The organism is Legionella fallonii LLAP-10 (genome assembly GCF_000953135.1).
GTDB lineage: Bacteria > Pseudomonadota > Gammaproteobacteria > Legionellales > Legionellaceae > Legionella > Legionella fallonii.
In genome coordinates this window covers 1,712,125-1,725,457 of record NZ_LN614827.1, presented here as the reverse complement: position 1 = coordinate 1,725,457, position 13,333 = coordinate 1,712,125, and the positions used below count along the sequence as shown (strand labels likewise).

The following is a 13,333-nucleotide window of genomic DNA, read 5'->3' as shown; positions in this document are numbered from 1 at the left end:
ATATCATTTGATTATTAATTCTAGTTTTATGCCTTATCACTCGTTTTTGTTGATGTTGTAACACTTGCTCCAATTTCGCTATCTCTATTCGCAATTGGCGTCTTGAGTTTGTCATCTTTACTACTCTCTTTTGGGGATAGGTAGGCTCTTGTTTTTTCAAAACTCATATTGCTCAAATTGAAGGTAAGGTATTTGAGCAGGATAAAAAATAAAATGAGATTAACTAAAATAATAAATAAAGTAGCTTGAAGAAGGGTTTGTAAAAATAACATAGCTAAATAGCCGATTACCAGCATAGTAGATAGCCATAGCGTAATGAGTATAACAAATAGCATACATACATTAAGCAGCAAGGGATAAACACTTAGTCCAGCAAGCCTTGCTTCTAATTTAAAAATAGAAAATAGAGTTTTTAAAACTGATATTTTACTATTAACAAGCCCTTCAATGTGCTCAAAAAACTTTGTCATTTTTTCATTAGTTTAGCTAATAAAAAGCCTATACCGCCAGCTATTAATACAGAGGTTAATGGATTTTCTTCCACTTTTTTCAGTAGTTGGTCGGAGTGCTTTTTAACATTATTTTCTGCTTCATTAACTTTATTTAATCCTTCTTCATAGAGCTCATGAGCATATTGTTTACTTTCATGTAACAGATTGGCTGCGGCTTCAGCAACATGGGCTTTTTGTTTTTTATTTAAACTATCCATTTTAAAACTCCTTTAAAGTATTTGAACGAAGAGAAAGTATAAAATTTCTAATTTTTACATCTAGTTAAGCCACATTATCATGAAGCTAAACTAATTTTCTATATTTTTCTTATTCAACTTCTCGGTTATGTCCCTATTTTTATAAGTAGAACTCATATAATAGAGTTCTTTATAAAATATAGTTCCTAGGATAAAAAAATCAATTTTAATAGAGAGACTAACATTTGAGGCTTAGAACCATAATCGTAAATACCAATTAATAATAGCTTGTCCCCAAAACATAGAAGCTAGTCCTGCTATACAAAGAAATGGGCCAAATGGGATGGTCGTTTCCTTCGATTTATTATTTACACTTAGGTAGATTGAGCCAATAATAGCGCCGGTAATTGAAGAAAATAAAAGGATTAGAGGTAAATACTGCCAGCCAAACCAGGCACCAAATGCAGCGAATAATTTAAAATCGCCGTGCCCCATGCCTATTTTTCCGGTGATCAAGTAAAATAATTTAATAAAAAGCCAAAGGCTAATATAAGCAGCAACGGCGCTTAATACCGCGATAGGGAGCGTGGTAAATAGATTTTGAGTATTAGCAATAAGGCCTACCCAAAGCAAACTTAAAGTAAGATTATCTGGTAATAATTGATGATCTAAGTCAATAAAAATTAAACAGATTAATAACCAAATTCCTAGTAATGCAAAAGGAAGCTGTAAGGTCAATCCAAAGTGCCAACTGGCATACAATGACAATAATAAAGTTAATAGCTCAATTAAAGGATATCTAATAGAAATAGGGTGATGGCATTGATGACATCGTCCTCTCAAAAGTAAATAACTTACTAGCGGAATGTTCTGCCAGGCTCTAACTAAGCTTTTACAGTGAGGGCAAAATGATCTGGGGAAAAAAAGATTAATATTCGATTTGAGTTCTTCTTCTTTAATGGCGAATAATTCACAGCACTGCTGCTTCCATTCATTTTGTAACATAATAGGTAAACGATAGATAACTACGTTTAACAAGCTACCTACAGTCAATGACAATAGGGCAATGACTAAATAAATAAACCATGGGCTGGTTGCGATGAGCTCTTGTATCATTTGATGAGTATGCCTTTATAGGTTTGAGTTTCTTAGTCCATTAAATGGCTTGGCCAAGTTTGAATATAGGTAAATACATCGCAATAACCAATCCACCTACCAAAACACCTAATATTGACATAATTATTGGTTCTAATAAACTGCTTAGTGCATCTACAGCATTATCGACTTCTTCTTCATAAAAATCAGCCACTTTACCTAGCATCTTTTCTAGAGCGCCTGATTCTTCACCAATTGCGACCATTTGAACTACCATATTAGGAAATAAATGCGTATTTTCCATTGAAGTGTAGAGCTGTTGTCCTGTGGAGACCTCTTCTCTAATTCTTTCTGTAGCTTTGGCATAAATAATGTTTCCTGTAGCTCCTGATACTGATTTTAACGCCTCAACTAAAGGTAAGCCTGCAGCAAATGTAATGGATAACGTTCTACTAAAACGAGCAATAGCTGCTTTTTGTAATATGGTTCCGATGACAGGAAATTTTAATAATGACCTATCGAGGTTTTGAGCAAAATTCAATGAATGTTTTTTGGCATAAATAAAGGCATAAAGTGCCGCTCCTAATGAGCCAAATATGAGGTACCAATAAGCTTGGAAGAATTTTGACATATCGACTACGGCTTGGGTTAAGGCAGGTAAATCAGCCCCAAATCCTTTAAATAAAGACTCAAATTGCGGCACAACAAAGATAAGTAGGCCTGCTGTTACTATAAGAGCGACTACAAGCACCGCAATGGGGTAGGTCAGTGCTTTCTTGATTTTCTTTTTTATTGTTTCAATTTTTTCCTTATAGGTGGCAACTTTGTTCAACATGGTGTCAAGTGAGCCAGATTTTTCACCGGCATCAACAAGATTACAAAATAATTGATTAAAATAAGCGGGATGTTTTATTAACGACTCTGATAGCGTTAATCCAGTTTCAATATCTCGTTTAACTGTTTCTAGCAGATTTTTTAATTTATTGTTAGTTTGTCCTTTAGCTACAATATCAAAAGATTGTACCAATGGAATGCCAGATTCGATCATTGTGGCCAGTTGACGACTAAAAACAGTGATATCTCCGGACGTAATTTTCTTGTTTTTTCTGTCAAAAAAGGACTTTCTTTTTTTGATAACTTTATTAGCAATAATTCCTTGCTTACGTAAGTCAGCTTTTGCTATAGCAAGACTTCTAGCCTGAATATCTCCAGCTATTTTTTGGCCAGTTTTATTGACTCCCTCATAGTGAAAAGTTAAAACTAAATCTCTACTTTTGGCCATGAAATTATTCAACGGTTACCCGATTGACCTCCTCGATGGTTGTAATACCTATTTTCACTTTTTCTAATCCTGACTGGAATATTGTAAGCATCCCTTCAGATTGGGCAACTTTCAATATATCAAGAGAGTTCGCTCCTGACATGATTAACTGGCCAAGAGCTTTTGTCATGGGAAGTACTTCAAATAATCCTACGCGACCTCGGTAACCCCCCGTGCATTGGCTGCAGCCCACAGCTTTATATAATTTAATATCGGTTAAGTCTTTTTCATTAAATCCCAGCTCTATTAAGCCTGCATTGGTATAATCATCTCGTAGTTCTTTACAGTTATCACATAACTTTCTAGCGAGTCGTTGAGCGATGATTATAGTAACGGAACTGGCAATATTAAAAGTAGGTATTCCCATATTGACCAGCCGGTTTAATGTTTCTGCTGCACTATTGGTGTGTAGGGTCGATAGAACTAAGTGTCCTGTTTGAGCTGCTTTTACCGCAATTTCTGCCGTTTCAAAATCTCGTATTTCTCCAACCATGATGATATCGGGGTCTTGACGTAAAAAAGAACGCAATGCACCTGAGAAGGTTAATCCAGCTTTGGGGTTGATATTAACTTGATTTATTCCAGGTACTTTAATTTCCACTGGATCTTCTGCAGTGGAAATATTAACTTCTTTTGTATTGAGTATGTTTAATGCGGTATACAAGCTTACTGTTTTACCGCTACCAGTTGGGCCCGTGACTAGAATCATGCCTTGTGGCCGTTCAATTGCTTTAATAAAGTGTGCCTTTTGAATGAGGCTAAATCCTAGAGCTTCAATTCCTAATTTTGCAGAGCCTGGATCTAGAACCCTCATGACAACCTTTTCACCACCAGAAGTAGGACAGGTACTTACTCTAAAATCTATAGATCGTGTTTTAGAGATTTTCATTTTAAAACCACCGTCTTGGGGAATTCTTCGTTCCGAAATATCCAATTTTGACATTACCTTGATACGGGCAGTAATACGTGCGGATAGGCTGTGGGGAGGTGTTGCTACCTCACGCAAGATTCCGTCTTGTCTATACCGAATACGATAATCTTTTTCATAAGGCTCAAAATGAATATCCGATGCTCCTTGTTTTATCGCATCTAGCAAAATTTTATTAACGAATTTAACAATAGGGGCGTCGTCTGTAACTGATGTTTGAGTTTCAGTATCATGTTCCTCATCGTCAGGACTGATTTCGAAACCCTCTAACTCATTAGCCCCGTCACCTAATCCTGCAAGACTTTCGTTTTCTTTCTCAGATAATAATTGCTCTATAAATGCATGCAGCTTATCTGTTTCAACTACTATTGCATTGGTATTTAATCCAGTATGAAATTGTATTTCTTTTAAAGATGCCTGTTTGCTGGGATCATCGGTCGCTAAGTATAAATTATTTCCTCTAGTGAATAGCGGGATCATTGCATGACGACGAATCAATTTTTCATTGACTAGGGTTACAGGAATGCTGTCAATCTCTATGGAGGTAATATCGAGCAAGGGGACACCGAAGCTTTGAGCTGCGGTGAGGGCAATTTGTTCTGCTGATAATATGTTATTTTTAACTAAATATTGCAATAAGGGAGTTTTTTCTTCTGCGGCAAGTTTGCTATATTCTATAGCCTTTGTTTTATCCAAAAGCTTCTCAAGGACTAATAATTGTCCAATCCCTTGTAGTCTATGTTCATCCACTGCAATCATATATTTTAATCAAAATGTTTGTTATTTATAACTATAGTTTATATGTTTAATAATATTAATAATTTTTAGCTAAATTTTATTGTCTATGTAACTCATCATGGGATGATAAAAGGAGCGGGATAGTGACTTTTTAATGTATCTATATTTTAATTTTAGGGCTTGTTGACAATTCATCCCCACTGCTTATCTGTCGCTGCATTCTGATGATCGCATGCCATTTTGTCTATTCGCCATTATAGACATAAAATAATTTCATCTCGCTTCCTTGTTTTGACTTGTGTATTGGACTCAATACGATGATATCACTTAAGTTGCATTGAGCATATACATCATTTCCTAATTTAGGCACAGTGCGAATGCCCGGAGATCTCTCACTTCGTTCGAAATGACGTTTCCTGGATTTATTGAGAAATTACTAGACAGTCGGAATGAATTGAGAATAAAGAAAAATAAATTGTTTGGATACGAAACTCGTTGTATTGTAGTTTAATTGAGGATTAACTATTTGAAAAGGCATCATTTTGTTGATCGAGAAACAAATAAAGCAATATCGCGCATTAGATAAATGGTTTAGTTCACCGTTAGGTTTGTCTGTGGCTAATGAGTTTAGTGATCAATTAAAATCCGTTAGTGACTATTTAAATGGAGAAACGCTACTTCAATTAGGCCATTGTGGTGAAAACCCATGGTTAGAAGTACTTAATTTCAAACGGAAATGGATAGTTTCTCCCTTTGCTTTGGGAAATAAAGTGCATCTAGAGAGTGCTTTTAACCACATTCCTTTAAATAGAAATAGTTTAGATTGCGTATTAGCCCCATTAACTTTTGAACCTTTTGGCAATAGCTTTAGTTTAATAGATGAGATAGATAGAGTATTAAAGCCGATGGGCTTTATTGTGTTATTGAGTATAAACCCATGGAGTCTTTGGGGCGGCGCAATGAAATGCGGGTTATTGAGCTGTTATAGCGAGCGATATGTCAAATTGCGGACGCCGTTTAATATAAATAGGATTTTTTTACAAAGAGGTTATAGACAATGCTCATTAAATAACTTCTGCTATATTCCGCCGGTTAATAATAAGTCATTAATTAAGAGGCTTACTTTTTTTGAGGAGGTGGGAAAAATGTTGTGGCCGTTTCCCTCCGGATTTTATTGCTATATTGCTCAAAAATATGAGCATATAATGCCTTCATTAATTACAGAACCCGTGGAGTCGGTTGCTCCTTCTACTATCTTGGCTGAAATACCATAATGTTTTGTTTTACGTTATTTAAATAACAAAACATTCCTATTGAACCACACAATGAAGCCCAACTGTTTTTCTAGGTTGAATACTGCCCCTTTATTTTTGTATACTTCACTGTGCTTTATAAAAAGGTTTATTTAATGACTAAAAAAACATTATTTCGAATTACATTTGCCAATCAAGAGGCAATTTATGAGATATATGCGCGCTCTATTAAAGAAAGTGAGATTTTTGGTTTTTTAGAGGTTGAAGAGCTGGTGTTTGGTGAACAAACTGCGCTAGTTGTAGATCCTTCAGAAGAAAGACTTAAAATGGAATTTAACGGGGTGAAGCGTACTTTTATACCTGCACACTCAGTGTTTCGAATAGATGAAGTAGCAAAACAAGGCACAGCGAAAGTCAAGGATAACTTAGGCTACGGTAATAAAGTCAGCCCTTTTCCAGGAACAGGAAAAATAGAAAAATAATAGATTGATTATAAAACTTTTAGTCTCGCAGCTACATCTTATCAAAAGGTGTGGAATTTTATTTTAAAAATAATCTATGAGATTAGCATCACGTTTCAAGGAAAATTAAATGACTATCCCCGATAAAATAAAGGCAGTATATGATCAGTCTACTTGCCTATTTACCACTAATGAGGTGGAGGCCGCTTTAGATAGAATGGCTATTAAAATTCATGAGGAATTGCAGGATAAGAACCCTGTAATTATTTGTGTCATGATTGGTGGATTAGTCCCATTAGGTAATTTGTTACCACGCTTAGATTTCCCCTTAGAAGTAGATTATGTTCATGCTACTCGATATAGAGGTGATATTACTGGCGGGGAAATTTTATGGAAGGTTAAACCAACGACAAATTTGACTGATAGAACCGTCTTAGTAGTTGATGACATTCTAGATGGTGGTGTAACACTTGCGGCTATTATTGCTGAAATTAAAGCTATGGGGGCTGCGGAAGTATATAGTGCTGTATTAGTAGATAAATATAGAAAAAGAGTGCCTAATGGTCTCCAACAGGCTGATTTTGTCGGATTAGAGGTAGAAGACCATTACATCTTTGGTTATGGAATGGATTACAATGAATATTTGCGTAATGCCCCAGGAATTTTTGTTGTTCATCCCGATCATGAGTAGCAATTAAATTAAACTTTGTTCAGCTTAATGTTTGGATCTTGGCGGAATGTTAGATTTGAGCATAAGTTGAACGAAAAAACGTATTTTCATGCCTTTTATCTCGATCTTACGTTAGTTATTATTTTTAGACGAATTACTGGCGAAAGTCGATCTCTATTTAATTTTAAACATTTTATGGATGCAGGCCTTCGTCGGCAATTCGAAAATGGCCAAAGTTGACACATCCGTAAGTGAGCATTTTTCAGGACGTTTTTAGTTCAATATGGGACAAATATGTCTTCGGTGATATGAGGTGAACACTTAGACTTGCAAAATGCTCTATTTTTAGGGTGGAGCTATTACTGCGCACTTAACTTCAGCGATACGATATAAGGATATCATATGAAATTAGCACAATTAATCCATCAATTAGGATTTGGTTTAGGTGCCTGCTGTCTTATCACTGTGGCTCATGCGGGGACTCCTCTTTGGACATTTACTTCGGATACAAATTTTCCCCCCAATATATCAATAACTGCAGAACGAACTGCTGTAGTGAAATATGTTGTAACTAATCAATCAAAAAGAACACATACGTTGACCATGAGTCCTATTAAAGGTATTGAGCAAGTGACCCAAGGCGCTGGGAATTGCGGCAGCTCTTTTAGACTAGGATATAAACAATATTGTACTTTAACTTTGGTGGTTAGCGGATCTGGTTTACGGGGAAACGTGAAAGGAGGGCCTCAAGTCTGCTCTAATGGAAATGGCCTTCAGTGTTATCAACCAAGCGATACAGATATCTTGGATATTACCATAGCTAAGGCAACGATATTTTATGTCAATGGCAGCAAGTCTGCAAATGGTAATGGCAGTAGTTGGGGCAATGCATTTAATAATCTAGAATCCGCATTACAAGCAGCTGGAGCAACTCCAGGCCTTATTGAAATCTGGGTGGCGCAAGGGGTGTATAAACCCTCCCAAGTGTACTCACCGCAAGGAGTGATTGGAGGGGCGTATGGTATCAACACCCCTAAACTAGCAACATTTAATCTACCAAGTAATACCGCTATATATGGAGGATTTACTGGTACGGAAAATAATCGTGACCAAAGGAATGGACAATTACACCCTACTATTTTATGTGGTGATATGGCCTCTTCTTGTCTTGCCCCCTATGTTCCTAGTGGCAACAATAATCAAGTTTGGCATGTCCTTATGGCCGGAAGTGATGTTCCTCCTGGTGCGGGAGTCAAAAACGTGACTCTTGATAGCTTGATCATCAGAGGTGGCTATGCAAATGGACCTGATAGCGGCGTTCTAGGTCTTCATAATGTGCTCGAAAGTTTAAGCTATGAGCATGCTGCAGGTGGAGGGCTTTTGGCACGTTATGGCTCAACGCTTGCACTCAGTCAAACTGTCTTTGAACAAAATACAAGTGATGGAGCTAATGCTTTCGTGTCGGAGATTCTCAATGGAGAGTTTCTTGTTTTAGCCTCCGGAGGCGGGGCTATAGCGGCAATAGATACAGACACCTTAATTATGATAGATACGTCCATATTTATTAGTAATTCAGCACTATTTCCAGGAGGGAGTGGTGGTGCCTTAGAAAATTTGATTGATGCCGGTTATATTATTACCTCAAGTCAATTTGAGCAAAATATTGCATTTCGTAATGGTGGCGGGCTGCGTAGCAAAGATGGTGGAGATGTTATCATTGAATCAAGTAATTTTAATAGTAATGTTATCAATGGCCCTGTTCCAGATGCAAGTGGTGGTGCATTGGGTATTATTAATACCAATTTATCAGTATCTAACTCAAATTTTACGCAAAACTCTACCACTTTAACGGGTTTTGGTGGTGGCGCCATTTTCTTTCATACTCCTTTTGATGATGGAACGTCTTATTTTTTAACTATTTCGAACTCTCAATTCACTGGTAATGTTGGTGCTGCATTTGGCGGAGGTGGTGTGAATGTTTTTGGAATTCTTCCCAATACAGGAACACAAGCCACTATTAGCAATTCTACTTTTATCAGTAATACCGGTGGTGTTGGTGGAGCAATTTATTTAGATTCTATACCTACGAGTGTTAGCAACTCTACGTTTTCAAATAATAATGCTCAACTGGAAGGAGGGGCAATTTTTGCGTCTAATTATGGAAATGCAGTGTTTGCTTCTCCTTTAAGACCAACAGCACAAATTTTCGGTAGCAATTTTGCCAGTAATACCATTTCTGGAGTACCTGGTAACATCTCATCGCCTTTATCATTTTTTAATTCTGTGGCCATCTTCTTTAGTGGTGGTAGTTCTACAGTGACGACGATGGCTCCAGGAGGTGGTGCTATTGCAGTTGAGTTTTCTGGAAATGCGCAGATTTTCAATAATGTTTTTACAGAAAATACTGCACTAAGAACCCCTCCAGCTGAGGAGGACAGGGGCGGCGCTATTTTAGTGGGGGGCTCTGCAGGCACTCCAACTACAATGGATCTGGCTCAGGCCTGTGTTTCTGGAAATACTTACTCCAATAATCAAGCTGATATAGATAATAATCTTTCTATATACAATCCTGCAAACATACCTGGCGGTGTAACTGTTACCGCATGTACACCCTAATGTAGCGCGTCAATTAAAGTAGGCTGGGTCTATATTGGTCCAATGGTTATTGGGGTTACAACCCATAGCCGGCAGGTAAAGAAATTCTTGCTCATTAGAAGAACTGAATGAGTAATAAAATTTTGCTCAAGCTGTGAAGATACACTCTGTCTCGAAGCCTTTCTACGCCACCAAGACCAGCGCAAGTCTTCGAGACAGCACTAAAGCGCTTCCTCAGCACGAACGGTTCGAGAATGGACGAGGAAAACCCCTTAACCTGATGGCTATGGAATACTAAACTTTTTCAAAAGGGCATATTTTTATCTTATGCCCATATTTGGGGTTCTTCGTGGGAAAGTACGAAATTTCCCAGAGCATCCTTACAACCCTTCACCAGTCTGGTTTGTAGTCAATAAATCGATTTTTAACTAGTACCGTTTCCATTTAATTTTGCCCGATTAAGCTACCATAAGCCCTGCTCAATTTTTGCATGAGTTCTTGGTACTTTGGTGAGTTTTGAGGTGTTTGAGGTATTGCTTTAATGGTGCGCGATATTTCTCTTACTTTGGTAAATGTTTCAATAATGGCTAAAGTGGTTTCCGTTGCCTTTGGGCTTTTTAATATAGTAGCCAGCATATAAAGGCCTTTTTCAGTGAACGCCTTAGGTAAATTGGGTGAAAACTTTAGAGAAGTTAGGTGGTCGCAATTTGCGACTACCTCCTGTTTTTCTTGTTCAGTAAGTTCAACCAAATAACCTTCAGGAAATTTTCCTGGATTTCTGCTTACGGCTTCGTTAATTCTTTTAGTTTCTACGCCATATAACTGAGCGATATCACTATCAATAATGACATGTTTGTTTCTGATTTCGATTATTTTATCTTCTACGTCTAATTGACTGATGTTCATTATTAAATCCGGGGTTATAGCCTGATGCGCTATTATAAAGTGAGCTGAGTTATTATCCCAGAACAATTTAAGAGGGCAGAGGGTATTTATGGTGTTGGGCAGATATGATAATGTTTGGGGTAGATAACGTACCTTATTTATCATAAATAATGGATACAGTCCAAGATACGTATAAAATTTTATGGATCTATATAAAAGAAAAGTCATAAATTTGTGATGGATAATAATGATTAGTTACCTGCAGTGGTCTAATATGAGAGAGTACGCGTAAACAAAAAATATCAACTATTGATTGAAGAGATATGGTTTCTGATAAAATAAGGAACACGATATAATGAACACCGAAGATAAATTAAGCCACGCTTTACAATTGGCAGCTAATAATCCGGATAAGCGCAAAGATTTTTATAGTTGTTTATTAACATCAGACATCTATCTGATCAACCAGAATCCCGAGGTTAATGAGGGTCAGATAGACACATCCAATGGCGCTACCCTTTCGCTTATTTGCGTTAAAAATCAAAAAAATGAGGAATTGTTCCCTATTTTCTCCTCACCCGAATATCTTCTTCACTTTACTAAAAATGCCGCTACTTATGCCAGAATAAACATGCAGGATTTTTTAAATGCCATTAAATGCGCACCCTGCATATTAAATCCGGGTAGTGAATACAGTAAAGAATTTACAACGAAGGAGCTTGTAGCATTATTGGATGGAAGTTTATTTGACGGGATAAGAGAACATGTTGTTGCGGCAGGAACCAGGATATTTATTGGGCAACCCGCAGTTGAACCAACTCAATTGATAGAGCTGTTAAAAAATTGCTTTAGCCAATTTGAGAATGTTTTTGAGGGTTATATTGCGCAAATCATTGACGAAGGCGCCCCTGTTGGCCCACATCTCATCGTTGCTGTTAAAGGAAATGGAAACTTGAAGGAACTATTTCATAATGCATCCAACAGGATAAACAGTATATTACCTGCTGGCATGATTGTAGATTTTATTGATTTATCCCGGTCAGAACAGTTTTACAAGTACTTTTTGGAAATTGAGCCTTTTTATAGGGCCAGGGACTAAAGATCGTGCTGTGAAGTGCCAAAATCAGCCATTCTTTTGTTGCTTGATCCAAGCAAGTAGCTGGTTATGGGCTTGTGTCAAGGAAAAAAATTTTTGTCTATTGATTCATTCTATTTCATTAAGCAATATTGTAAAAACTGAGTGATTTTAATATGTTCTGAAATAACACAAGAAAAATCTCCTTTGATTATGATCTTATCTAATTGATTAGATTGATTTTATTTAAAAAAAGCATCAAAATAGGCCTTGAAATTACACTTCACAGCACGATCTAAAGAAAAATGACATCTCCTACTTTGTCCAATTCTTTCGATCAGTGGTCATGCATGATCATGGAAACAATTGACTCCAGCTATTAGCAAACAATTTCAAAAGAGTTTAATTAAGATGATTTTCGGAAGATGGGCATGCAAATATGTCAATATCGTCAATCTCAAAATCAATAAGCTTTTTAACCTGTTCAGGGAGTCGTTCATATTCATGGATCAATATGGTAAACCAGGAATCAACGTAGTTATCAAAAAGTCTATGATCAATGTGATTGCTAATTTCATCATCAAAAAATACAAGTGCTGACAAACATTGCCCATTAGATGCCTTTTCGAAAAAATCTACGGCAAATTTATTAAACAGTGTTTTCATATAATACGACCGAGGAATAGTTTAAAATTATTGCAATCTGCAAGAATAAAGCAATAAGATTGTAGAGTTTAAACAAACCACCGTATAATTGAACCATTCAATATTTGTATATATTTTTAATTTCATTATCACATCTCGGTTTAAAAAACTGTTTCATTTATATAATGTTTAATTTAGACTACATATAACCTTATATTGAACTAAATCCTCTATGTTAATTGGCTATGCTCGAATTTCAACCACCAACCAAAATTTAAATTTACAAATTGATGCTTTGAAGAAAGCTGGATGTGAGAAAATTTATCAAGATCAAATTAGTGGTTCTGCAATAAACCGACCGGCTTTGGATGAATTAATTCAGGATATTAGAAAAGATGACGTTTTAGTCATATGGAAATTAGATCGGCTAGGGCGATCTTTTAAAGATTTAATTACATTAGTAAATAATCTTCTGGAAAAAGGAGTGGGTCTTAAAAGTCTGAATGACCCGATAGATACAACCACTGCGCAAGGACGATTAATATTCAATATATTTGGTTCTCTTGCGGAATTTGAACGAGAACTGATAAGAGAGCGGACACTTGCAGGATTAGAAGCAGCAAGATTGCGAGGAAAAAAGGGAGGGCGTCCGGCTGGTCTATCAAAGTCTGCTCAAGGAAAGGCGCACTCATCAGAGTTACTTTACAAGGAAGGAAAGCTTAGTGTTGCTGAGATTTGCATGCAACTTGATTTAAGCAAAGCGACGTTTTACAAATATTTGAAATTGAGAGGTGTATCTATTTCTGCTGATAATTATAGAGCTAGGTATAAACCTCCAACAAGTATTATTATAGATAAAGATAAGTAATGACCATTTTGTATATATGGGAACTCGAACTTCAAAATCAAGACCAGTTCATTGATGTGATGAAGAGAAGAAAGGGCTTTTATTTCTTTTGTCACTCCAATAACGGATAAA

The 13,333-nt window shown here is 36.6% G+C and carries 13 protein-coding genes; 6 read left to right on the top strand and 7 right to left on the bottom strand.

The window, feature by feature from the left end; translation table 11 throughout:
- Positions 1-26: 26 nt before the first annotated feature.
- The 5 genes from LFA_RS07000 to pilB form a co-directional block, all read right to left on the bottom strand.
- A complete protein-coding gene (locus tag LFA_RS07000; protein ID WP_065814366.1) occupies positions 27-470 on the bottom strand; it encodes a hypothetical protein in 444 nt (147 codons plus the stop codon).
- Positions 467-709, bottom strand: a complete 243-nt coding sequence (locus LFA_RS06995) for a hypothetical protein (protein ID WP_045095549.1) — start codon at positions 707-709, stop codon at positions 467-469. The genes LFA_RS07000 and LFA_RS06995 overlap by 4 nt, the downstream gene beginning before the upstream one ends.
- Positions 710-940: 231 nt before the next feature.
- On the bottom strand, positions 941-1,804 hold the full coding sequence (locus LFA_RS06990) for a prepilin peptidase (RefSeq protein ID WP_045095548.1): 864 nt from the start codon (positions 1,802-1,804) through the stop codon (positions 941-943).
- A 40-nt stretch (positions 1,805-1,844) separates the two neighbouring features.
- On the bottom strand, positions 1,845-3,065 hold the full coding sequence (locus LFA_RS06985; RefSeq protein ID WP_045095547.1) for a type II secretion system F family protein: 1,221 nt from the start codon (positions 3,063-3,065) through the stop codon (positions 1,845-1,847).
- A gap of 4 nt (positions 3,066-3,069) precedes the next feature.
- Positions 3,070-4,791 carry a type IV-A pilus assembly ATPase PilB gene (gene pilB / locus LFA_RS06980; protein WP_045095546.1) on the bottom strand — a complete coding sequence of 574 codons (1,722 nt, stop codon included), beginning with the start codon at positions 4,789-4,791 and terminating at the stop codon, positions 3,070-3,072.
- A 521-nt stretch (positions 4,792-5,312) separates the two neighbouring features.
- Between pilB and LFA_RS06975 the strand changes: the two genes are divergently transcribed.
- From LFA_RS06975 to LFA_RS06955, 4 genes are all read left to right on the top strand, one after another.
- Positions 5,313-6,044: a methyltransferase domain-containing protein gene (locus LFA_RS06975; RefSeq protein ID WP_045095545.1), complete on the top strand. Its 732-nt coding sequence runs from the start codon at positions 5,313-5,315 to the stop codon at positions 6,042-6,044.
- Between the two features lie 134 nt (positions 6,045-6,178).
- Positions 6,179-6,505: a DUF1820 family protein gene (locus LFA_RS06970; protein WP_045095544.1), complete on the top strand. Its 327-nt coding sequence runs from the start codon at positions 6,179-6,181 to the stop codon at positions 6,503-6,505.
- A gap of 109 nt (positions 6,506-6,614) precedes the next feature.
- The gene (locus LFA_RS06965) at positions 6,615-7,175 is read left to right on the top strand and encodes a hypoxanthine-guanine phosphoribosyltransferase (protein ID WP_045095543.1); all 561 of its coding nucleotides are present in this window, start codon (positions 6,615-6,617) and stop codon (positions 7,173-7,175) included.
- A gap of 381 nt (positions 7,176-7,556) precedes the next feature.
- Positions 7,557-9,770, top strand: coding sequence for an autotransporter outer membrane beta-barrel domain-containing protein (locus tag LFA_RS06955; protein ID WP_157010306.1), 2,214 nt, complete (start codon positions 7,557-7,559; stop codon positions 9,768-9,770).
- A 423-nt stretch (positions 9,771-10,193) separates the two neighbouring features.
- Here LFA_RS06955 and LFA_RS19420 read toward each other — a convergent pair whose 3' ends face one another.
- On the bottom strand, positions 10,194-10,655 hold the full coding sequence (locus LFA_RS19420) for an ORF6N domain-containing protein (protein ID WP_045095541.1): 462 nt from the start codon (positions 10,653-10,655) through the stop codon (positions 10,194-10,196).
- 334 nt (positions 10,656-10,989) lie between these two features.
- On the opposite strand from LFA_RS19420, the gene LFA_RS06945 reads away from it, so the two are divergent.
- Positions 10,990-11,733 (top strand): enhanced serine sensitivity protein SseB, encoded by a 744-nt coding sequence (locus LFA_RS06945; RefSeq protein WP_045095540.1) that lies wholly within the window; start codon positions 10,990-10,992, stop codon positions 11,731-11,733.
- A gap of 378 nt (positions 11,734-12,111) precedes the next feature.
- Here the strand turns inward: LFA_RS06945 and LFA_RS06940 are convergent, their stop codons facing one another.
- On the bottom strand, positions 12,112-12,375 hold the full coding sequence (locus LFA_RS06940; protein ID WP_045095539.1) for a hypothetical protein: 264 nt from the start codon (positions 12,373-12,375) through the stop codon (positions 12,112-12,114).
- Between the two features lie 211 nt (positions 12,376-12,586).
- Between LFA_RS06940 and LFA_RS06935 the strand changes: the two genes are divergently transcribed.
- A complete protein-coding gene (locus tag LFA_RS06935) occupies positions 12,587-13,222 on the top strand; it encodes a recombinase family protein (protein WP_045095538.1) in 636 nt (211 codons plus the stop codon).
- Positions 13,223-13,333 lie beyond the last annotated feature (111 nt).

Coding starts and splice junctions, on each gene's coding strand:
- LFA_RS06985 (WP_045095547.1), bottom strand. CDS start 3,065: ATGGCCAAAAGTAGAGATTTAGTTTTAACTTTTCACTATGAGGGAGTC.
- LFA_RS06990 (WP_045095548.1), bottom strand. CDS start 1,804: ATGATACAAGAGCTCATCGCAACCAGCCCATGGTTTATTTATTTAGTC.
- LFA_RS07000 (WP_065814366.1), bottom strand. CDS start 470: ATGACAAAGTTTTTTGAGCACATTGAAGGGCTTGTTAATAGTAAAATA.
- pilB (WP_045095546.1), bottom strand. CDS start 4,791: ATGATTGCAGTGGATGAACATAGACTACAAGGGATTGGACAATTATTA.
- LFA_RS06965 (WP_045095543.1), top strand. CDS start 6,615: ATGACTATCCCCGATAAAATAAAGGCAGTATATGATCAGTCTACTTGC.
- LFA_RS06995 (WP_045095549.1), bottom strand. CDS start 709: ATGGATAGTTTAAATAAAAAACAAAAAGCCCATGTTGCTGAAGCCGCA.
- LFA_RS06940 (WP_045095539.1), bottom strand. CDS start 12,375: ATGAAAACACTGTTTAATAAATTTGCCGTAGATTTTTTCGAAAAGGCA.
- LFA_RS06945 (WP_045095540.1), top strand. CDS start 10,990: ATGAACACCGAAGATAAATTAAGCCACGCTTTACAATTGGCAGCTAAT.
- LFA_RS06955 (WP_157010306.1), top strand. CDS start 7,557: ATGAAATTAGCACAATTAATCCATCAATTAGGATTTGGTTTAGGTGCC.
- LFA_RS06935 (WP_045095538.1), top strand. CDS start 12,587: ATGTTAATTGGCTATGCTCGAATTTCAACCACCAACCAAAATTTAAAT.
- LFA_RS06970 (WP_045095544.1), top strand. CDS start 6,179: ATGACTAAAAAAACATTATTTCGAATTACATTTGCCAATCAAGAGGCA.
- LFA_RS19420 (WP_045095541.1), bottom strand. CDS start 10,655: ATGAACATCAGTCAATTAGACGTAGAAGATAAAATAATCGAAATCAGA.